Genomic DNA, 19,842 nt, shown 5'->3' with positions numbered 1-19,842 from the left:
CTACCCGGGTCAGATCGCCGGTCCGAGCAGGTCGTCGGCGTCCTTGATGACGTAGCCGTAGCCCTGCTCGGCCAGGAATCGCTGCCGGTGCGCGGCGTACTCGGCGTCGAGGCTGTCTCGCGACACCACCGAGTAGAAGACCGCTCCTCCGCCGTCTGCCTTGGGGCGCAGCAACCGGCCGAGCCGCTGGGCTTCTTCTTGTCGCGATCCGAATGTTCCCGAAACCTGCACTGCCACACTGGCTTCAGGAAGATCGATGGAGAAGTTCGCGACTTTCGACACCACGAGGGTGCGGATCTCGCCGCGCCTGAACCCGTCGAAAAGTGCCTCACGCTCGGCGTTCTTCGTCGACCCTTGTATCACCGGGGCGTTCAATTCGGCACCGAGTTCGTCCAACTGGTCCAGGTACGCGCCGATCACCAGCGTCGGCTCGTCTGGGTGGCGCTCCAGAATGGACTTCACCACCGCGACCTTCGTATGCGCCGTCGCGCACAGCTTGTACCGTTCATCGGGTTCGGCTGTTGCATAGAGCATCCGCTCGTTGTCGGTCATGGTCACGCGAACCTCGACACACTCAGCCGGCGCAATCCAGCCCTGCGCCTCGATGTCCTTCCATGGCGCGTCGTAGCGTTTGGGGCCGATCAGCGAGAACACGTCGCCTTCTCTACCGTCCTCCCGGATCAGCGTCGCCGTCAGCCCGAGGCGTCTGCGCGATTGCAGATCGGCCGTCATCCGAAAGACCGGGGCGGGCAGCAAGTGGACCTCGTCGTAGATGATCAGACCCCAGTCACGGCTGTCGAAGAGCTCGAGATGCTTGTACTCGCCTTTGGTTCGACGGGTGATCACCTGATAGGTCGCGATGGTGACCGGTCGGATCTCCTTGCGTTCGCCGGAGTACTCGCCGATCTCTTCTTCGGTCAACGACGTCCGCGCAATCAGTTCACGTTTCCACTGCCGACCCGCGACGGTGTTCGTCACCAAAATCAGGGTGGTCGCCCCCGCCTTCGCCATCGCGGCCGCGCCCACCAGGGTCTTGCCCGCGCCGCAGGGCAACACCACGACGCCGGAACCGCCGTCCCAGAACGAATCCGCGGCCATCTGTTGGTAATCGCGTAGCTGCCACCCGTCCTGCGCGAGATCGATGCGGTGTGCCTCGCCGTCGACATACCCGGCCAGATCCTCGGCCGGCCAGCCGATCTTGAGCAACATCTGCTTGACCCGGCCGCGTTCGCTGTTGTGCACGACGACCGTGTCCTGATCGAGGCGGGCGCCGAGCATCGGCGCGATCTTCTTGTTCCGGAGCACCTCCTCAAGGACGGCGCGGTCGAAGCTGACAAGTGTGAGGCCATGCGCGGGATGCTTGACCAGCTGTAGACGGCCGTAGCGCGCCATGGTGTCGACGATGTCGACCAGCAGGGGTTGCGGCACTGCGTAGCGGGAGAACGTCACCAGCGCGTCGACGACCTGCTCCGCGTCGTGTCCGGCGGCCCGCGCGTTCCACAGCGCCAGCGGCGTGATGCGGTAGGTGTGGACGTGCTCGGGCGCCCGTTCCAGTTCCGCGAAGGGCGCAATCGCGGCCCGCGCCGCGCCGGCCTGGTCGTGGTCCACTTCGAGCAGCACCGTCTTGTCGGACTGCACGATCAGGGGGCCGTCAGTCACCGTGGACCCCGCTGATGTTCTGACTGAAACTCATGTTCGTCGATTATCCAGGCTGGGCCGACGTCGTGGACCGAGACCACCGCAGAGCGAAGTGAGGGGGGGGTCGGCAAACGTCTGTCTTTTCCCTTGGGGAACATGCCGGTCTGTCGTGACTCATGGCCGGGTCTTGCGGGAAATGAACGATGCGGAGCAAAACGATGTCGCTCAGCGCAGATCTGCCGCACCGTCAAATTTGCTGACATGGCTTAACAGCACTTCCGGACAGTAGTCAGATGTGCTGGCTGGGTGTCTGAGTAAAGAATTCTGTGAGTTCGTCAATTTCGGACGTTTTTTGCTTTAGTCTGCTACCTGCAAGGGCGTCCCGGCGCTGACCGGGCCTGCTCAGCTACCAGTGGGTAAGTTCATCGAGTCGGGGAGCGACATGGCGCGGCGAGGGGTCGTTGTCAGGCCACGCGGGGTCGCCATTTCCCATCAATTCGCAGGGCGGATTCGCCCCGTCAGCATCACCATGCCTTCGGGCCGAGCAGTGGAGATCGCCATATGAGTGCAAACCCAGCCCGCCCGGCCCGTCACCGCGTGGTGCGCGAAAGTGCAAACGGCAGTGCCCCGACGTTCTGGGCGGCCCGCCTTCTCGATGGCGGCACGCCGGTCGGGTCGCCGAGACACGCGCGCGGGGCGGGTCGCGCTACGCGCAGAACGTCGGGCGGGTGGGGGCGCTCGCAGTGTCGCTGGGCATCGGGCTGGCGGTGGCGAACTCTGCCACCGGGGTGGCCGTGGCCGACGATTCGGATTCGGGGTCCTCGGTGTCCACCGCGGGGTCGAACGCCGGACCCGCCGCCGACTCCACCCCGTCCGGCAACGATCCGCAGGGCGCCGATTCGGGGTCCGATGATGCGGGTCAGGACGATGGCGACGATGACGGCGCGCTCGACGACGATGACCTCGGCGAGGACCTCAACGACGATGACCTCGGCGAGGACCTCGACGATGAGGACCTCGATGACGGCGATGGCACCGGTGAGGCAGGAGCCGGCCAGGGCGCAGATGACCAGGACGGTGACGATGGCTCCGCGGAAGGCGACGTCGCGGCCCCCGATGCCAACGCTGGCGCGCAAAGTGGTTCGCTTGCCGACGATTCCGAGATTTCCGAGTCTGTCGATCAAGGAACTCAGCCCGGGGATGGTGGCGAACCTGCGGGCATAGAGGAGGTCCGGGATCCAACCGACGATCTCGACGCCGAGGGTGCTGTCCCGGATGCCACCGTCGATGCCGTCGTGCCGTCGCCGTCCGGGGGTACCGACGTCGAGGGCGAGACATCGGTGGTCGCGCTCGCAACCGACGAGACGGTCAGCGAAGTCAACCTCTTCAGTGCCGTGATGTCGACGGTCATCTCGCCGCTCCTGGCGCCGGAGGTGCCGGTCCCTGCGTCGATCACCGACGCCCTGCTGGCGTGGTTCCGCCGCATCATCACGCACACGTTCTTCAACAAGACTCCGGTGGTGCGCTCGGTGACCACCACACAGATCATCACCGGCCAGGTCATCATCGACATCGACGCCTACGATCCCAACGGGGATCCGCTGACCTACGACATCATCCAGCCGGCCGGCGGCTTCGTGTTCCGCGACCTGCTGACCGGCAAGTTCGTCTACACGCCCCTGACGCCCGTGATCGGGGATCCGCGCCCGGTCGAGTTCACCGTGATCGTGCGGGACGACTCCGAGAACCTGACCGGTGTGCTGGGGTCGATCCAGCGACTGCTGCACTCGGTCGCTCGTGCGTTCGGTCTCGCCGAGGCCGAGAACTTCACACAGGGCGTGAGTTTCAACGCCGACCCGATCCTGCAGCTGCCGCCGTCGATGGTGGCGGTCGGCGGCCTCCCGTACACGCTGGGTGGAGACCCGGTCAAGGTACTGTCCCTCGCCGAGATCATCGACCTGGATTCGTCGTCGATGGACAGCGTCACCGTCACGATCGGACTGGGATATCAGAGCGGCGACAAGCTGGGCTACGTCGCGCCCGACGGTGTCGACCTCGACGTGGAATGGGTCAACGACTACACCCTGACCTTGTCCGGTACCCGCCCGATCGCGCAATACGAGGCGGCGCTCAAAGCGGTGACGTTCAGCGCCACCCAGCTGGGTCTGCTCGGACGGACGGTGGAGATCACCCTGGTCGACGAGCAGGGACTCGGTTCCCTACTGCCGGCCACCGCCCTGGTTGCGGTGTTGCCTGCCATCTATCTCCCGCCCTCACTGGTGGCGGCCGGCGGCCTGCCCTACGTGCTGGCCGGAAACCCGGTCAAACTGCTCTCCATCGCCGAGATCATCGATCTGGATTCGTCATCGATGCAGAGCGTGACCCTCACCATCACCGGCGGGCGCCAGACCGGTGACACGCTCGGTTACATCGCACCCGACGGCAGCCTGGTGACGGGCACCTGGGAGAACGACTGGACGCTCACCCTGACCGGCCCGGCGTCGACCGGACAGTTCGAAGCGGCGCTGAAAGCGGTCACTTTCAGCGCCACCGAGCTCGGCCTGCTGGCGCGCACGGTGGAGATCACGCCGACCGACACCGACGGTGTGCAGAGCCTGCTGCCCACGCTGGTGGCGATCGGGGTTCTCCCGTCGATCGTCATCGAGCTGCCATTGACGGTCACTCCCATCGGCTTGCCCGTCCACACCATCGGTAAGCCGCCCGTGCCGCTGATGTCCGGGGTGAGCATCGCCAATGCCGATGACGGAATGCTCTCGGGCGCAACGGTGACCATCGGTCTGGGTCGCATGTCGGGTGACAAATTGACCTATACGGCGCCGGCGGGTAATCCCGTCGTCGTCGTCCAGACCAACGACTGGACGCTCACCTTGTCCGGTGCGGCCACCGTGGCGCAGTACCAGGAAGCGCTCAAGGCCATCTCCTTCAGCGCAACCCAACTCGGCCTGACCCGCACGGTGAGCATCACCGTCGTCGAGGCCGACGGGGACACCAATCCGATTCCCGGAGTGGTGTTCGCCAACACCGCAGCGCCGCTGTTGCCGACGGTGGCCGTGCTCTCCCTGCCACCGACCTACACCCTCGGTAAACCGGGCGTGGTGCTCGCGCCGGTGGTGGAGATCGTCGACCTCGATTCGACGACCATGACCGGGGCCACCGTGAAGATCACCGGCGGGCGTCAGTCCGGCGACGTACTCAACTACACACCTCCCGCGGGTAGCTCGATCACGGCCACCTGGAACGGAACCGACACGCTCACGCTGTCTGGTGTGGCGACCAAAGCACAGTACGAAGCCGCGCTGGAAGCGGTCACCTTCGCGGCCTCCGGCGGCGTGGCGATCATTCGGACTTTCTCCATCAACGTCACGGACGACTCCGGGGTCAACGCGGCACTGCCGGCACTCGTGTTGGGAGGGGTGAAGAATCCCGACCGTCCGACGTTGGCCGTTCTCGGGCTGTCGGGGCTGGCGTTCCCGTCGGTCGGGCAGACTGTCAGGCCGATCACCTCGGCGACGATCATCGACCCCGATTCGACGGTGCTCACCGGCGCCACGGTGAAGATCACCGACAACTTCGTCACCGGCGACACGCTGACATACACACCCATCGCGGGCAATCCGGTCACCGCCAGCTTCAACAGCGCCACCCGCGAGCTGACGTTGTCGGGCACCGCGACGCTGGCGCAGTACAAACAGGCGCTGGAGGCGGTCACGTTCAAGGCGACCCAGTACGGCGGCGGCTGGCTCTCGGTCAGTCACACCCGGACCCTGTCGATCTATGTCACCGACGATTCCAACGTCAGCAACCTGCTGCCCGGGATCGTGCTGGTGACGGTGTACCGCTGAGGGACTACCCGGCGTCGGCGGACACCACCGACGTGACGCGGTGGATCGCGAATTCGCGCACTCGTCCCGAGGCCGGGTCGTAGGCGGTCAGCTGTCCGCCGCGGATGTTGATCGGCGCCACCACGCGCTGAGTAGCCACCCCGGCGGGATCGACATAACCGATCACCGCCGACTCCTGGTGGTGGGCGGCCTGCTGGAGCTCGGAGATCGCCACCGCAGGGTCGAGTCGCATGCCGCTCGGCGGTGCCGAAGCGACCTTTCGCAACACCGCGACGATGGCTCCCAGGGTTTGGTCCGTCGGGACCGGAGCGTGCCGGTACCCGCGGCGGCGTGCCGGGGCGGGCACCCGCGCCCCCGGCGGCGCAGATCGACGATGGCCCCCGTTGCGTCCTCGGCGGCAGGGGCGAAGCCCGCTGTGCGCAACGCGGCAAGGACGTCGCTGATCGGCGCCTGCGACACCGCCACGGTCGAAGCGAGCAGCCGAAGTTCAACCGATTCGGTCGCCGGCGCGGACACCGCCTGGGCAAGCAGCGCGGCGTCCTCGCAGCGGACAAACGCCGACGCCATTCCCACCCGAAGCTGTCCGTGCCGCCGCGCGACGTCATCGATGAGATAGGACAATCCTTGTGGGACAGGCGTTTTCGAATGCCGACTGAACAGCGCGTGGATCTCGCCCGCGGTCTTTCCGGTGTCGAGGGCCCGTCGCACCGACGCCTCGTCGATACGGTAGACCATTGCCGCGCCCGCCGATTCGACGGTGGCGACGGCCGCCAACTGCTCGGCGAGCGACCGCTCCAGCGGGCCGGGCACGATGACGGTCAGGTCGGCTTGGAGCAGGAAATGATCGATCGGCGCGGGCAGAATCTTCTCCATCGCCGCGATGACCGCGTCGTCACTGTCGCCGGCCAACAGCCGCCGCATCGGTGACGCGAGAGCGCCGCGACCGACCACTCCGACCGCATGGGCCTCGGTGAGTATGTCGCCGATCGGGTTCGGTTGTAGGCGCACCGACCACCGGGGCCGTCGCCACACCATCGCCCGAGACACGCTGTCCGCGTTCACTCCGGAGCCCGGTGGCAGCCCGGCAAGGACATCGAGCATCAGCCGGCGGTCGAGGGGTGCCGCTGTGGAGAACAGCGAATCAGACAGCGCCGCATAGGGTTTGTTGTCCGGGCCACGACTGCCGACCAGGCTGGGGCGGCCCGGCAGCTCAAGCCAGGCGGACACCAGCAGGTGCCACTTCGCCGGGGTCGGGGACTCCACGAACCGATCGAAGGTCACCGTCGGCGCCCAGTGTGACGAGCCGTCGGAGTCATCGGCATCGGTGACTCCGGGCGCGATCAGGCCGGCGGCCGCGGCCACCTCCAAGATCAGTGCCAGCCGGCGCTCGTCGATGCCGGTGACCTTGGTCAGCCGTTTCACCTCGCGCACCCCGAGGCCGCCGCTACGGAGCTCGGGAACCGGTGCCGCACTGAGTGTTTCCAGGACAGCCTCGACCTCGCGCAGCATGTCGATCGCCGCACCGGCGGCCACGGCGTCGACGTCGGCTGTCGTCGTGGTGGTGACGGTCGGGTCGGGAGCAGAGAGGTTCGCCGGCCCCGGATGCTCACCGCGCAGGGTGTGGCCCACCAGGCGCGGCAGGATGACGGTGTCGTCATCGAGTCGGCGCAGCAGACCCGCCGCCAGCAGCCGCTGGACCGGCCGGTCCGGCGGGGTACCGGGCATGGCATCGCGGGTCCGGCCGATCGGGGAGCCCTCCAGCAACTTGTCCAACAAGTCTCGCGCAGCGTCGTCCATCGCCTCGAGTGCGGCCGCGATCTCGTCGCCGGCCAGCGTCGGACTCTCGACGGTGGCCTGTCCGGGATACCAGGGCAGGCTCGACGCCGCTTCAGCGACGACGCGCAGCGCCCCTCCCCGGTGGCGTCGCCCCACACCAGTGCCCGCGCGCACAGCCGATCCACCGCTGCTCGGATGTCGGCGCCCTCGATACGCTCACAGAACACGCCGGCCAGCTCGGTGAAGGTGACCGTGGCGGTGTCGGCATGCAGGGTGAGCAGCGCGTCGAGCACCGACAGATGGAGGAAGTCCAAGTCGTCGGTGGCAGCTTTGACCGACTGACGCGCCGCGGCCCGTGCCGCCAGCGCGGCGATACTGCCCGGTGGGGGCTGGGTGAGATCAGGCCGCAGACGTAACAGCTCGATCAGCTGCTCGTCGTCCAACTCGGCCAACCAGGCGCCCAGCGGCATGCCCGGATTCTTCGTGCTCATTGCTGACCAGCGTAAAGGAGCCTCCCGACCTCGCCAGTCGGCAACTGGCCTGCCACAATGGCAGGGTGGCTGATGACAAGAAGAACCGATACGTCGACCCAGGTTGGCCCACGACCGATCCTGATGATCATCCGGTCAGCGAGCTCGCCACCGATCGCACCGGTGCGCTGTCACCGTTCGGTGACGTGACGTTCCCGTTGCCCGCCGAGGAGCTGCCCTTCATTCAGTCCGCCACCGTCATCAACCGGTAGGGGTGCGCGCGGGGTGACTGAAGGTCTGTCGCATCTCGACCAGACCGGCGCGGCCCACATGGTGGATGTCACCGCCAAGAACGCCACCAACCGGGTCGCGATCGCCGTGGGTACGGTGCACACCCGGCCCGACGTCGTCGACCTGATCAGCGGCAACGGCTTGCCCAGGGGGATGTACTGGCCACCGCGCGGGTGGCGGGGATCCTGGCCGCCAAACGGACCAGCGACCTCGTCCCGCTGTGCCATCCGCTGGCCATCACCGGTGTTGACATCGACTTCACGATCGGCGGGGCGCAGGATCCGGGTGGCGTGACCATCACCGCGACGGTCCGGACGACAGACCGCACGGGCGTGGAGATGGAGGCGCTCACCGCCGTCAGCGTGGCGGCGCTGACCGTCTACGACATGATCAAGGCCGTCGACCGAGCGGCGCGGATCGACGACATCCGCGTCGTCCGCAAGGAGGGCGGCAAGACGGGAACATGGGTCGGGTGACGCGTTCGGGGCTGGTTGTCATCGCATCGACCCGGGCCTCGAGCGGCGTGTACGAAGACCGTTGCGGCCCGGTGCTCGTCGAATGGCTCAACGAGCGGGGCATCAGCGTGCCGCCGGCGGTGGTGGTGGCCGACGGTGCGCCCGTCGATGTCGCGCTGCGCACCGCTGTCGCTCGCCGGTACGACGTCATCCTCACCTCGGAGGGACCGGCATCTCGCCGACCGATTCCACCCCGCAGATCACCTCCGCGTTGCTGGACTACGAGATCCCGGGGCTCGCCGACGCCATCAGGCGTTCTGGACTGCCCAACGTGCCGACGTCGGTGCTGTCTCGAGGGGTCTGCGGTGTCGCCGGCCGCACGCTCATCGTCAACCTCCCCGGCTCACTGGGTGGGGTCACAGATGGCCTCTCGGTACTCGGCGATGTCCTCGACCATGCGCTGGACCAACTGCAGGGTAAGGACCATTCGCGATGACGGTCGTGGTGCGCGCCGCGCTGACGGCGGAGCCGATCGGGGTGACCGATCACGAGCACCTGGTCGCCCACCATGCCGCCGGTGCAGTGGTCACCTTCGCCGGCGTCGTACGCAACCACGACGGCGGACGGACCGTCACCCGCCTCGAATACTCGGCACACCCGATGGCGGGACAGACGCTCGCCGAGGTGGCCGCCGAGATCGCCGCCGACTGCCAGGGTGTGCGGGCCATCGCCGTGAGCCATCGCGTCGGCGCACTGTGCATCGGCGACGCAGCCCTGGTCGCCGCGGTTGCTGCCGACCATCGGGCCGCGGCCTTCGAGACGTGTGCCCGGCTGGTCGACCTGGTCAAGGAACGACTCCCGGTGTGGAAGCACCAGTTCTTCGCCGACGGCACCGACGAGTGGGTGAATTCGGCTTAGTCGGCTGCGGGTCCGGTCAGGCGGGAGGCGGCACCGGTGCAGGAGCCGGCGCGGGCAGCGGCGCCACCTCGGCCGGGGCTGGTGCCGGGCCGGCCAGCGGGGCCACCGGGGCGCCGGGAGCGGCCGGATTGACCGGGGCGATGGGTGCCGGGCCGCCGGGAGTATCGGGCGTGGTCAGCGGTCGCTGAGTCAACGCCAGCAGGGCGTCCGAACCGGAGATTTCCTGAGTCTGAATGGCGTGCCAAATCTCCTTGAGATAGGTCACGTTGGCGCTTTGCCGGGGACCCTGAGGTGCCATCGCGGTGCCGGGAGGCAGGTTGTCCGGGCTTGCCAGGTGCGGCACCTCGGAGGGGATCGGAAGCTCACCGCTGACCACCTGGTTGGCGATGTCGTAGGCCGGACCAGGCACCGTGACGCCGTTGAGCGGCGGCGCCAGCGGGTCCGGGGCAGGGGCGGCGACCGCGGCCGGGGCCGGGGCCGGGGCGGCGACAGGGGCCGGGGCAGGGGCAGGCAGCGCAGGATCAGCGGGGGCGGGCTGCAGCGGCGCATCCAGGCCCAGCGACCACAGCTGGGGGTGGTCCGCGGGCGCCGGGGCGGCATCCCAATTCGCGGCGGCGATAACCGCGCTCGGTGCCGGCGGCGCATCAACCGGAGCCGGTGCAGGAAGCGGTGCCTCCAACGGTGCGATGGCGACGGCGTCGACGGCAGGAGCAGGTGCCGGAGGCATACCCTCCGGCGCCGGCGCGGCCAGCGCATCGAATGCCGCAGCCGCGGGCGGTAGGACCTCGGGGGCCGGGGGAGCGGGGCCGGGGCGGCGAGGGCGTCGGCGGGGGCCGGGGGCAGGACCTCGGGGGCCGGGGCAGGACCTCGGGGGCCGGGGGCAGCGGGGCCGGAGCGGCGAGCGCGTCGGCGGGGGCCGGGGGCAGGACCTCGGGAGCGGGCGGCAGCGGTTCGGGGGCCGGGGGCAGCGGGGCCGGAGCGGCCAGCGCGTCGAACGGTGCCGGCGGGGGCGGGGGCGCGAACGGATCGAGTGGCGGCGGCGGAGGCAGCACACCGTTGAGGCCGACCGGTTCCGCCGGAGCGGGCGGTTCCTCGACGATGTTGCGCGGCGTTGCGGCGGAGAGCGGCCCGCCGCACGACGGCCACGCACCCTTGCCCTGAGACGCCAGGACCCGTTCGGCCACCGCGATCTGCTCTTCCTTGGTGGCCAGGTAGGCGGCTGGGGCGAACTCACCGCCGCCGTGGCCGGACCAGGTGCTCGGTGAGAACTGCAGGCCACCGTGGTAGCCGTTGCCGGTGTTGATGGCCCAGTTGCCGCCGGACTCACAGCGGGCGACCTGGTCCCATTCGCCGTCCGTCGCCGCGCCGGCCTGGCCGGCGAGCGCAATGCTCCCGCCACCGATGACTGCACCGGTGAAGGCGATCTTGGCGACGCTGACAGCAGATGATGCGGGCTTACGGTGCCGTCCACTCATAAGTGCGTGAAGTCCTCTCTGAAGCGCCCGCGAGGTCAGCTGTCGGGTTCGGGCTGGAGAGGTCGCCCGGCCGTCGTCGTCGAAACGGCGACGGCTTCACCCCAAGGAACCGGTGAGGTCCCTGGTCCTGTACATCGGTGGACCGGTTGGGTCCCCCGCCTCCATCCAAGTTGTATCTCGTTGTCCCCGCTCACCGACGGATGGAGCTCGGCGCAATCGGTGAAGCGGCAGGCCGGTCGCGATGTGGGGGTGAACGGCCTGGTTCAAGACCGTAACGGCTCACCCGAGCCGAGTCATCTTTTGTCCGGCTCCGTGTGTCCGGCCAGGGCAAATAGTAAAAAAACTCTAAAAGACCAGGAAAGGCCGTTGTTCCTGCAGGTGCCACTCGCCTCAACCTGGCCGTAGCCATCTCGTGATCATTCCGTTATGTGACGTAAATCACGGAATACTCTCCGCCTGATCGGTTCTACCCGCCGGCGAACGGAGGCAGAACATCGATCGTGCGCACACCTTCCAGCTCAGTCGCCATGTCCCGCACCGCAACTCCGTCCCGGAGGTACGAGCAGCGGAGCAGCACCTTCGCCAACCCCGGATCGCGTGCCTTGAGGACGTCGACAAGTTCGGCCACCGTCGCTCCCGCCCGCACCGCGACCGTCTCGGATTCAGTGCCGGCCGCGGCACGGGCCGCCGCGAAATAGCGAACGGTGACCTGCGCTCCTTCAGTGGGCACGGCTCACCCTCCGATCGCGCTCATCGGGCGATCGGGCTGCACGAAGTCGGGATCGTTGATCCCGTGTCCCGCCGCTTTGGCCCACATCGCGGCGCGCCAGGCGGCCTCGAGCGCTGCGTCGTCGGCTCCTGAGCGCAGGAGCACCCGTAGATCGGTCTCCTCGCGCGCGAAAAGGCAGTTGCGGACCTGGCCGTCGGCGGTCAGCCGGCTGCGGTCACAGGTCGAGCAGAAGGCGGCAGAGACCGATGCGATGATCCCGACGCGGCCCAGCAGCCGGCTGCCCTCGTGGACCTGCCACAGTTCGGCGGGTGCCGACCCCCGCGGGCGGGGATCTGATGTCAGCGTGAAATGGGCTCTGAGCGTGCCGAGGATGTCATCGGCGCTCAGCGCCCGTTCCCGCTGCCAGTTGTGGCCGGCGTCGAGTGGCATCTGCTCGATGACGCGCAGCTGATACCCGTGTTCGAGGCAGAACCTGGCCAACGGCACCACATCGTCGAGCCCGGTCACCGGATCGAGTACGGCATTGACCTTCACCGGATTCAGTCCGGCGTCGCGTGCGGCCCGAAGACCGTCCACCACGTCGCCCAGCCGGTCGCGCCGGGTGATGGCGGCGAACCGCGCGGGATCCACGGTGTCGAGTGAGACGTTGATGCGGTCCAGCCCGGCCCGCTTGAGACCATCCGCCCGCTTCGCCAGCCCGACGCCGTTCGTCGTCAAGGTGATCTCCGGACGCGGTCGCAGCGCGGCTGTGGCCGCCACGACATCTTCCAGATGTGGCACCACCAAGGGTTCACCACCGGTGAACCGGATGCTGGTGATACCCAGGCGGGTGACCGCGATGGTCAGCAGTCGGATAAGTTCGGCCGGCTGTAGCTTCTGCTGGTTCGGCAGCCAGTCCAGCCCCTCGGCCGGCATGCAATAGGTGCACCGCAGATTGCACAGATCGGTCAGCGATACCCTCAGGTCGGTCGCGACGCGGCCGAAGGTGTCGACCAGCGGGCCCTGGGCCGGGGCCGGCGACGGGGCCCGTTGCACCGACGGCAACCCGAGCGCGACAACCGTCACGGCACCGCACCCACGACGCGGCCGTGGGCCTGGTCCACCGGCACGATCTCCTTGCCCAACGGCATCAAGGACACCGGGATCAGCTTCAGGTTCGCCAGTGCGAGCGGGATGCCGATGATCGTGACCGCCATCGCGACGGCGGACACGATGTGCCCGATGGCCAGCCACACCCCGGCGACGATCACCCAGATGACATTGCCGATCAGCGCGCCCGGACGCGGGCCGGGTTTCTCGACGATGGTCCGGCCGAACGGCCACAGCGCGTAGGCGGCGATGCGCAGCGAGGCGAATCCGAACGGGATCGTCACGATGAGGATGAAGCAGATCAGCGCTGCCAGGAGGTAGCCGAGTGCCAGCCACAGGCCGCCGAAGATCAGCCAGATGACGTTCAGAATTAATCGCATATCAGTCGATCCGTCTTCCTTGAGCGCTGCCCCGCAGCCTACCGACATAAGGGGATGCTGGCCGTGTTGCCGTCCGAGTAGGATCTCCCTGGACGCGTCCCGACGCAGGCGGGGCGCTTAACTTATGTACCCACAGAGGTACCGACATCTATCGGCTTCCGACAGACAGCAGGTGAGACCAGTGCCGACCGGCCGGGTGAAGTGGTACGACGCGGAGAAGGGCTTCGGGTTCCTCTCGCAGGAAGACGGCGAGGACGTCTATGTGCGGTCCTCGGCGCTGCCGGCCGGTGTCGAAGGTCTCAAGGCGGGCCAGCGGGTCGAGTTCGGTGTCGCCGCGGGCCGGCGCGGACCGCAGGCGTTGAGCCTCAAACTCATCGATCCGCCGCCCAGTCTCACCCGGACTCGTCGGGAAGCCGCCGCGGCCGAGCACAAGCACACCCCCGACGAACTGCACGGCATGGTCGAGGACATGATCACGCTCCTGGAGGGCGCGGTACAGCCGGAACTGCGCAAGGGCCGGTACCCGGACCGCAAGGTCGCCCGTCGGGTGTCGGAAGTGGTCAAGGCCGTCGCGCGCGAACTCGACGCCTGACGCCTGCCCGGGATCCGGGTTGTTCGCCATACGACATCCGGAAAGCGCTCAACTTCAGATCCGGCGGGTATGACTGACCCATGAGCTATGTCGCCGACCCGTCGAGCACAGACGGAGAGTTCAGCAGGGACACCCAGTACATCTCGACGCGGATCACCGCCGACGGCCGCGACGGCTACCCGGTGGAACCGGGGCGCTACCGGCTCGTCGTCGCCAGGGCGTGCCCGTGGGCCAATCGCACCATCATCGTGCGCCGCCTGCTCGGGCTCGAAGACGCCCTGTCCATCGGCTTCTGCGGGCCCACCCACGACGAACGGAGCTGGACCTTCGACCTGGATCCCGACGGCGTGGATCCGGTGCTGGGCATCCACTATCTGCGCGACGCGTACAACAAGCGCATTCCCGACTACCCGAAGGGCGTCACGGTTCCCGCGATCGTCGAGGTCGCCACCGGCGAGGTCGTCACCAACGATTTCCCCCAGATCACGTTGGACTTCTCCACCGAATGGAGTGCCCATCACCGTGACGGGGCCCCGCAGCTCTATCCCGAACCGCTGCGCGAGGAGATCGACGAGGTATCCCAGCGGATCTACACCGAGGTGAACAACGGCGTCTATCGGTGTGGCTTCGCCGGCTCGCAGCGCGCCTACGAGAAGGCCTTCGACAGACTGTTCAGCGCATTGGACTGGCTGTCGGATCGGCTACAGAATCGGCGCTACCTGGTCGGGGACACCATCACCGAAGCCGATGTCCGACTGTTCACCACCTTGGCCCGGTTCGACCCGGTCTATCACGGGCATTTCAAAACCAACCGCAGCAAGCTCGACGAGATGCCGGTGCTGTGGGCCTACGCGCGCGACCTCTACCAGACACCCGGATTCGGCGACACCGTGGACTTCGTGCAGATCAAGCAGCACTACTACATCGTGCACTCGGACATCAACCCCACCGGTGTCGTGCCGAAAGGCCCTGACCTGTCCAACTGGTTGACGCCGCATCGACGAGAAGAGTTGGGCGGCAGGCCTTTCGGTGACGGCACCCCGCCCGGACCGACGCGCGAGGGCGAGCGGGTGCCCGAGGGGCACTCGGCCGGCTGATCGCTATTGCGCGGAGGCGGGGTAGTCGGAGGCCGGATCCCAGACCGTGCGCACCGACCACTCGGCGTGCGGCACCGGGAACTCGTTGCCGTCCTGATCGCGGACCAGCGTCGGCAGCTGCACCGCGAAGCCGGTGAGCCGGCCGCGCTGTGCATCGACGGTGGGGATGGTCACCGCCAACCTGGTGTCCGGCCGGAACTCCTCGACGACGTCGTCGTCCTCGTATGCCCGCAGCAGCACCCACGGCGCCTTGGCGATCTCTCCGGGGATGGACACCTGGACCGGCTGCCGGCCGCTCACCGGCAATTGGCCCTGCTCCGCGCTGACCATGCAGTCGGTCGGGTTGAGGACCTGGCAGAACCGGTACGGCCCCACCCGGGTCAGCTGCCCCTGCGAGTACGCCGAGATCTCGGGAAGCCGGGAAGCATGGTCGCGTGAGAGCTGCCACACCAGCACACCGGTACCGATCGACGAGAACAGAGCCACCGTTGCCAACACTGCGACAACACGTTTCACTCGCGGGTCACCGCCGCATCCGTCCGTACACCTTCCTGTTCGGCAAGCACCGGCCGGTTACCCCCGAAGCCCGGCACCAGTGACTCGCCACGATAGCTCAGCACCGTCTGCGCCAGTCCCAGCAGCAGGATGGCGGTGATGGTGGTGAAGCCCGCATAGAGCTCGGTGTAGATCAGCACCCCGGTGGCCCCGCCGGCCACCCACGACAGCTGCAGCAGGGACTCCGACCTGCCGAACGCCGACGCGCGTGACTCTTCGGGCAGGTCATCCTGCAGGGAAGCATCCAGCGAGGCCTTGGCGATCGCACTGGACCCGGACGTGATCAACGTTGCGACCGCCGCCACCAACAGGTTTCCGGTCAGCGCGGTCACCAGGGCCACCGCGGTGACCGCAACGGCACAGCGCACCACCAGCCGGGCCGGGTGACCGAGCTTGAGCCGGGCAGCAGTGAAGTTGCCAGCGAAATTGCCCACGGCCGCCGCCGCACCGATCATCCCGAGGATGCGCAACTGCTCCCAACCGTCGGCGTCGTGGGCTTTGGCGACGAACGCCGGGTACAGGAACAGGAATCCGACCATCACCTTGACCGTGCAGTTTCCCCACAGCGAGGTGATGATGTTGCGCCCCAGCGGTTGACGTGCCTTCTTGACGGAGACGCCGTCACCGTCCCGGTCCCGCCGGAACTCCTCGGTCCGGCCGTCGGTCTGGCCGTGGTAACTCAGGGTGGTGGGGACTTCGCCCTCGGTGACCTCCACCCACTTCGGGATCCGCATCGCCAACACGGCGCCGCTGATCGTGACCGCGACCACGACATAGAGCGCCCCCGGCATCTGGAACAGCTGGAAACCCCACTCCGCCGCGGCGGCGATCCCACCGCCGATCATGGTGCCGCCGAGCAGGCCGAACGTCGTCAACCGAGAGTTCACCCGCACCAGATCAATCGAGGGTGGCAGCACCCGTGGGGTCACGGCGCTGCGGAGCACCGAGAACGATTTGGACAGCACCATCATCCCCAGCGCGCACGGGTAGAGAACCCACGAGGGGAAGCTGCCGGTGGCGCTGTCGAAGTTCGCGATCAGCACCACGGCCAGTACTGTGCGCAACACGAACGACGCGGCCAGCGCCACCCGCCGACCGTGTTGCAGACGATCGAGCGCAGGTCCGATCAGCGGTGCGATGATCGCGAACGGGGCGATGGTGATGAGCAGGTACAGCGCCACCCGGCTCTTGCTCTCACCGGAGGCCGCTGCGAAGAACAACGTGTTGGCCAACGCGACGGCCATCGCGGCGTCGACCGCGAAATTTGCCACCACCGGCCACGTCAACGCCGTCAACCCGGATTTGTCCGCGCCGTCGGCGGTGGCGGCACGGTGCACCAAGCCGTACATCTTGGAGCCCATCTCCCGGCTGCGCTGGGCGGCCGCGCGCGTCACGGTCACCCTCTCGCCACCGGGGTGGCTGCCCGGCGGCGGGGCAGCGGACCTGTCGTGCCGGCGTGCACCGTCATCCAGCGGGGGCAACCAGCGGTTCCCGCCCTGGTGCGGTGGGTAAGGACGGCCGGCGCGGCGATCGCCGGGCCGCATGGCCGGATCGCTGGGATAGTTGGCCATCCCGGGATGCTCACCTGCCGGCGGGCGCGGCGGGTAGTAGCGCCCTCCCTGCTGACCGTCAGGGTCCCGGTGATCTCGCCGCGGTCCGGTCACGCCGTCGATTCTCCCCCATCGGCGCTGCAGGGACCGTGCAGCCGACCGGTGTGGCTAGTCGATGCCCGGCTCAGGCAGTATTGGAGGCGATGGACAGCATGACCGAACCCGATCCGCAGACCGGCACGTCGGGCCACGAGCCGGACGACCCGGCCCAGCAGCCGACGGTTCAGGAGCCCGCCCCCGACCTTGAGCGGGTGCTCCTGGGTGCCGTTGCGGATGCACGCGCCGCCATCGTGGAGTTCAGCGGCGAAGACACTGTGGGCGAGTATCTCGGTGCCGGTTTCGAGGACCCGACCTCGGCGACCCATCGCTTTCTGGCCGAGCTGCCCGGGTACCGCGGCTGGCAGTGGGCGGTGGTCGTTGCAGCGTGTCCGGGCGCCGAACACGCGACCATCAGCGAGGTCGTTCTCGTTCCCGGGCCCACCGCGTTGCTCGCACCACGCTGGGTGCCGTGGGACGAGCGGGTCCGGCCGGGCGACCTCAGTCCCGGCGACCTGCTGGCGCCCCCCGCCGACGACCCCCGGCTGGTGCCGGGTTACCTGGCCACCGGGGACCCGCAGATCGACGAGGTCGCGGTGGAGGTGGGTCTCGGGCGCCGCCAGGTGCTGAGCCTGTGGGGGCGCAACGACGCCGCGCAGCGCTGGCACGACGGTGACTTCGGTCCCGGCTCGGCGATGGCGCGGGCCACCAAGAGAGCATGTCGGGACTGCGGCTTCTACCTGCCGCTGGGCGGATCGCTGGGGGTGTTGTTCGGTGTGTGTGCCAACGAGTACGCCGCGGACGGTCACGTCGTCGACGCCGAATACGGATGCGGCGCCCATTCCGACACGCCTGCGGCGCCGGGTACCGGGTCGCCGCTGTTCGATCCGTACGACGACGGGGTTCTCGACGTCGTCGAGGTCCCGGGACCGAACCCCGAACCCCAGGGCTGATAGCTAGCGCTCGGCGGCGGCCTTGATCCGGTTCAGCGAAGCGTTCATCCCTTGAACCATCTCCTGCTCGAAGCTCGGCGTTCCGCCCATGAACCTCTCGACCAGGAACGCCGAGACCGCGGTGGTGCCGTTCTCGGCATGTCTGGTCTCGATCAGCCGGGTCCCGGCCTCGGTCGGCTCGAGTTCATAGCTCCAGACGGTGTGGTTCTCGTTGACCCGGAACGCCAGCTTCTTCTCGGGGATGAACTCGGTGATGCGGCTGGTGGTGGGCCAGAACATCAGGCCGCGGCGGTTGACGTTCACCGTCCGGGCACCCGGACGCACCTGTCCGATCGGTTTCATCAGGCGGCACTGTGGGCTCCACTGCGGCATCTTGCTCAGGTCCGAGACGAGGGCCCACACCGTGGACACCGGGGCATTGATGTCGACCTCGGCTTGCAGTACCGGCGCTGCCATCACGTCTCCTCTTAGGTCAAACCGCGTTGCGCACCGCGGTGCCCGCGACGCACCGCGTGACGTTGCCACAGAAAGATCGTCGTGCCAAGCGCCCCGACGCCCAGACCCGCCACGGTGACCGGGCGCCAGTCGTACAGTGCGGTGACGGTGAATGCGAGCACGGTGGCAATCACCCACCCCGCGGTGATGACCACGATGACGGGCCACGGGTTGACCAGGCTTGCCGGTAGCGGCGGTGGCTGGGGATCGGATTCGGTGTCCATCGTGTCCAACTTATCGAGGGCGCCGGTGCAGTGGGTAGTGTCTGCGCTGTGCGCGCCTCCGGTCCTGTCGAAACAGCGTGATCGCCAACGACGTTGAGGTCGTGGACGTCGACGATCCGGCGGACCCACGACTGGACGACTTCCGTGATCTCAACAGCGTCGACCGCAGGCCGGATCTGCCCAGCGGTAAGGGATTGGTGATCGCTGAGGGTGTGCTGGTGGTGCAGCGCATGCTGGCATCACGTTTCGTGCCGCGCGCACTGCTGGGCACCGAGCGGCGACTTGTCGAGCTCGGGGCCGCCCTCGACGGCGTCACCGCTCCCATCTACCGCGCGTCTGCCGAGGTGATGGCGGACGTGGTCGGTTTCCACCTCAAGCGCGGCGTACTCGCGTCCGCCTCACGCGCTCCCGAACTCGCCGTTTCCGAGGTTCTCGACGGCGCGCGCACGGTCGCGGTACTCGAGGGCGTCAACGACCACGAGAACCTCGGTTCGGTGTTCCGCAACGCCGCAGGGCTCGGGGTGGACGCGGTGATCTTCGGTAGCGGCTGCGCCGACCCGCTCTACCGCCGTGCGGTGCGGGTGTCGATGGGACATGCCCTGCTGGTGCCTTTCGCCCGGGCCGAAACCTGGCCCGGTGACGTCGAGCTGTTACGTGACAAAGGGTTTCGCATCCTTGCGATGACCCCCGATGCCGGTGCGCGGACCCTGGCCGAGGCGATGACGGAACTGGCCGCGAACCGGGTCGGCATCATGGTGGGTGCTGAAGGGCCGGGTCTCAGGGAGCACACCATGCGGGCCAGCGATGTGCGCGTGCGTATCCCGATGGCCCGGGGAACGGACTCGCTCAACGTCGCCACGGCCGCGGCGCTGGCGTTTTACGAGCGGGACAGGCTGCAGCGGTGAGCGACGAGACGCCCTGGGCCACCGGGCTGACGGTGGCGGCGTTCGTCGCAGCGGTCATCGCCACCGCCGTCATCGTGCTCAGCATCGGCCTGATCCGGGTGCACCCACTGCTCGCAGCGGGCCTGAATCTGGTGGCCGTGGGCGGGCTGGCGCCTACCGTATGGGGTTGGCGGAAGGTGCCGGTTTGGCGCTGGTTCGTTCTGGGGGCCGGGGTGGGTGTGGCCGGAGCGTGGATCGCACTGGTGGTTGTGGTGGCAGCCGGCGTGTGAAATCCGGCGCATTCACGCCGG

At 68.0% G+C, this 19,842-nt stretch carries 18 protein-coding genes, 3 pseudogenes and 1 riboswitch; of the genes and pseudogenes, 10 read left to right on the top strand and 11 right to left on the bottom strand.

Annotated features, from left to right (window positions below):
* Positions 1 to 9: 9 nt before the first annotated feature.
* Complete coding sequence (locus ACNUDN_RS22800; protein ID WP_419124006.1) at positions 10 to 1,659, bottom strand: DNA repair helicase XPB; 1,650 nt, start codon at positions 1,657 to 1,659, stop codon at positions 10 to 12.
* A gap of 707 nt (positions 1,660 to 2,366) precedes the next feature.
* On the opposite strand from ACNUDN_RS22800, the gene ACNUDN_RS22795 reads away from it, so the two are divergent.
* Positions 2,367 to 5,501, top strand: coding sequence for a hypothetical protein (locus tag ACNUDN_RS22795; RefSeq protein ID WP_431960675.1), 3,135 nt, complete (start codon positions 2,367 to 2,369; stop codon positions 5,499 to 5,501).
* Between the two features lie 4 nt (positions 5,502 to 5,505).
* Here ACNUDN_RS22795 and ACNUDN_RS22790 read toward each other — a convergent pair.
* Positions 5,506 to 7,768: pseudogene (locus ACNUDN_RS22790) on the bottom strand (helicase-associated domain-containing protein).
* 65 nt (positions 7,769 to 7,833) lie between these two features.
* On the opposite strand from ACNUDN_RS22790, the gene ACNUDN_RS22785 reads away from it, so the two are divergent.
* The 4 genes and pseudogenes from ACNUDN_RS22785 (at position 7,834) to ACNUDN_RS22770 (ending at position 9,411) form a co-directional block, all read left to right on the top strand.
* The gene (locus ACNUDN_RS22785) at positions 7,834 to 8,019 is read left to right on the top strand and encodes a hypothetical protein (RefSeq protein WP_419124004.1); all 186 of its coding nucleotides are present in this window, start codon (positions 7,834 to 7,836) and stop codon (positions 8,017 to 8,019) included.
* Positions 8,020 to 8,077: 58 nt separating this feature from the next.
* Positions 8,078 to 8,514 (top strand): annotated as a pseudogene (moaC, locus tag ACNUDN_RS22780) (cyclic pyranopterin monophosphate synthase MoaC).
* A pseudogene (locus ACNUDN_RS22775) lies at positions 8,502 to 8,989 on the top strand (MogA/MoaB family molybdenum cofactor biosynthesis protein). Before moaC ends, ACNUDN_RS22775 begins: the two co-directional pseudogenes overlap by 13 nt.
* Positions 8,986 to 9,411, top strand: a complete 426-nt coding sequence (locus tag ACNUDN_RS22770; protein ID WP_419124001.1) for a molybdenum cofactor biosynthesis protein MoaE — start codon at positions 8,986 to 8,988, stop codon at positions 9,409 to 9,411. The pseudogene ACNUDN_RS22775 and the gene ACNUDN_RS22770 overlap by 4 nt, the downstream one beginning before the upstream one ends.
* A gap of 16 nt (positions 9,412 to 9,427) precedes the next feature.
* Here the strand turns inward: ACNUDN_RS22770 and ACNUDN_RS22765 are convergent, their stop codons facing one another.
* The 5 genes from ACNUDN_RS22765 to ACNUDN_RS22745 form a co-directional block, all read right to left on the bottom strand.
* On the bottom strand, positions 9,428 to 10,090 hold the full coding sequence (locus ACNUDN_RS22765; protein WP_431960673.1) for a hypothetical protein: 663 nt from the start codon (positions 10,088 to 10,090) through the stop codon (positions 9,428 to 9,430).
* Positions 10,056 to 10,886 (bottom strand): transglycosylase family protein, encoded by an 831-nt coding sequence (locus ACNUDN_RS22760; RefSeq protein WP_431960671.1) that lies wholly within the window; start codon positions 10,884 to 10,886, stop codon positions 10,056 to 10,058. The genes ACNUDN_RS22765 and ACNUDN_RS22760 overlap by 35 nt, the downstream gene beginning before the upstream one ends.
* 9 nt (positions 10,887 to 10,895) lie before the next feature.
* Positions 10,896 to 11,071, bottom strand: a riboswitch (cyclic di-AMP (ydaO/yuaA leader).
* A 281-nt stretch (positions 11,072 to 11,352) separates the two neighbouring features.
* Complete coding sequence (locus ACNUDN_RS22755) at positions 11,353 to 11,616, bottom strand: MoaD/ThiS family protein (protein ID WP_419123999.1); 264 nt, start codon at positions 11,614 to 11,616, stop codon at positions 11,353 to 11,355.
* Positions 11,617 to 11,619: 3 nt separating this feature from the next.
* Positions 11,620 to 12,681 carry a GTP 3',8-cyclase MoaA gene (moaA, locus tag ACNUDN_RS22750; RefSeq protein WP_431960669.1) on the bottom strand — a complete coding sequence of 354 codons (1,062 nt, stop codon included), beginning with the start codon at positions 12,679 to 12,681 and terminating at the stop codon, positions 11,620 to 11,622.
* Complete coding sequence (locus ACNUDN_RS22745) at positions 12,678 to 13,085, bottom strand: YccF domain-containing protein (protein WP_419123998.1); 408 nt, start codon at positions 13,083 to 13,085, stop codon at positions 12,678 to 12,680. The genes moaA and ACNUDN_RS22745 overlap by 4 nt, the downstream gene beginning before the upstream one ends.
* A 181-nt stretch (positions 13,086 to 13,266) precedes the next feature.
* Between ACNUDN_RS22745 and ACNUDN_RS22740 the strand changes: the two genes are divergently transcribed.
* Complete coding sequence (locus ACNUDN_RS22740; protein ID WP_419125274.1) at positions 13,267 to 13,677, top strand: cold-shock protein; 411 nt, start codon at positions 13,267 to 13,269, stop codon at positions 13,675 to 13,677.
* An 80-nt stretch (positions 13,678 to 13,757) separates the two neighbouring features.
* Positions 13,758 to 14,774, top strand: a complete 1,017-nt coding sequence (locus tag ACNUDN_RS22735) for a glutathione S-transferase family protein (RefSeq protein ID WP_419123997.1) — start codon at positions 13,758 to 13,760, stop codon at positions 14,772 to 14,774.
* Positions 14,775 to 14,777: 3 nt separating this feature from the next.
* Here the strand turns inward: ACNUDN_RS22735 and ACNUDN_RS22730 are convergent, their stop codons facing one another.
* Together ACNUDN_RS22730 and ACNUDN_RS22725 are read right to left on the bottom strand one after the other, a co-directional pair.
* Positions 14,778 to 15,290, bottom strand: a complete 513-nt coding sequence (locus ACNUDN_RS22730; RefSeq protein ID WP_419123996.1) for a DUF2771 domain-containing protein — start codon at positions 15,288 to 15,290, stop codon at positions 14,778 to 14,780.
* Positions 15,287 to 16,900, bottom strand: coding sequence for an MFS transporter (locus ACNUDN_RS22725; RefSeq protein ID WP_419125273.1), 1,614 nt, complete (start codon positions 16,898 to 16,900; stop codon positions 15,287 to 15,289). The genes ACNUDN_RS22730 and ACNUDN_RS22725 overlap by 4 nt, the downstream gene beginning before the upstream one ends.
* 191 nt (positions 16,901 to 17,091) lie before the next feature.
* On the opposite strand from ACNUDN_RS22725, the gene ACNUDN_RS22720 reads away from it, so the two are divergent.
* The gene (locus ACNUDN_RS22720; RefSeq protein ID WP_419125272.1) at positions 17,092 to 17,928 is read left to right on the top strand and encodes a DUF3027 domain-containing protein; all 837 of its coding nucleotides are present in this window, start codon (positions 17,092 to 17,094) and stop codon (positions 17,926 to 17,928) included.
* 3 nt (positions 17,929 to 17,931) lie between these two features.
* Here ACNUDN_RS22720 and ACNUDN_RS22715 read toward each other — a convergent pair whose 3' ends face one another.
* Entirely contained in the window at positions 17,932 to 18,384 is a 453-nt protein-coding gene (locus ACNUDN_RS22715; protein WP_419123995.1) for an SRPBCC family protein, read from the bottom strand.
* A gap of 11 nt (positions 18,385 to 18,395) precedes the next feature.
* Entirely contained in the window at positions 18,396 to 18,647 is a 252-nt protein-coding gene (locus tag ACNUDN_RS22710; RefSeq protein ID WP_419123994.1) for a DUF2530 domain-containing protein, read from the bottom strand.
* 77 nt (positions 18,648 to 18,724) lie between these two features.
* Here ACNUDN_RS22710 and ACNUDN_RS22705 point away from each other — a divergent pair, with 77 nt between their 5' ends.
* Positions 18,725 to 19,552, top strand: coding sequence for a TrmH family RNA methyltransferase (locus ACNUDN_RS22705; RefSeq protein WP_419123993.1), 828 nt, complete (start codon positions 18,725 to 18,727; stop codon positions 19,550 to 19,552).
* The gene (locus ACNUDN_RS22700) at positions 19,549 to 19,821 is read left to right on the top strand and encodes a DUF2537 domain-containing protein (RefSeq protein ID WP_419123992.1); all 273 of its coding nucleotides are present in this window, start codon (positions 19,549 to 19,551) and stop codon (positions 19,819 to 19,821) included. Before ACNUDN_RS22705 ends, ACNUDN_RS22700 begins: the two co-directional genes overlap by 4 nt.
* Positions 19,822 to 19,842 lie beyond the last annotated feature (21 nt).

Origin of the sequence: Mycobacterium sp. smrl_JER01 (genome assembly GCF_048513595.2) — a bacterium.
Classification (GTDB): domain Bacteria; phylum Actinomycetota; class Actinomycetes; order Mycobacteriales; family Mycobacteriaceae; genus Mycobacterium.
This window is presented reverse-complemented; position numbering and strand designations above follow the sequence as displayed.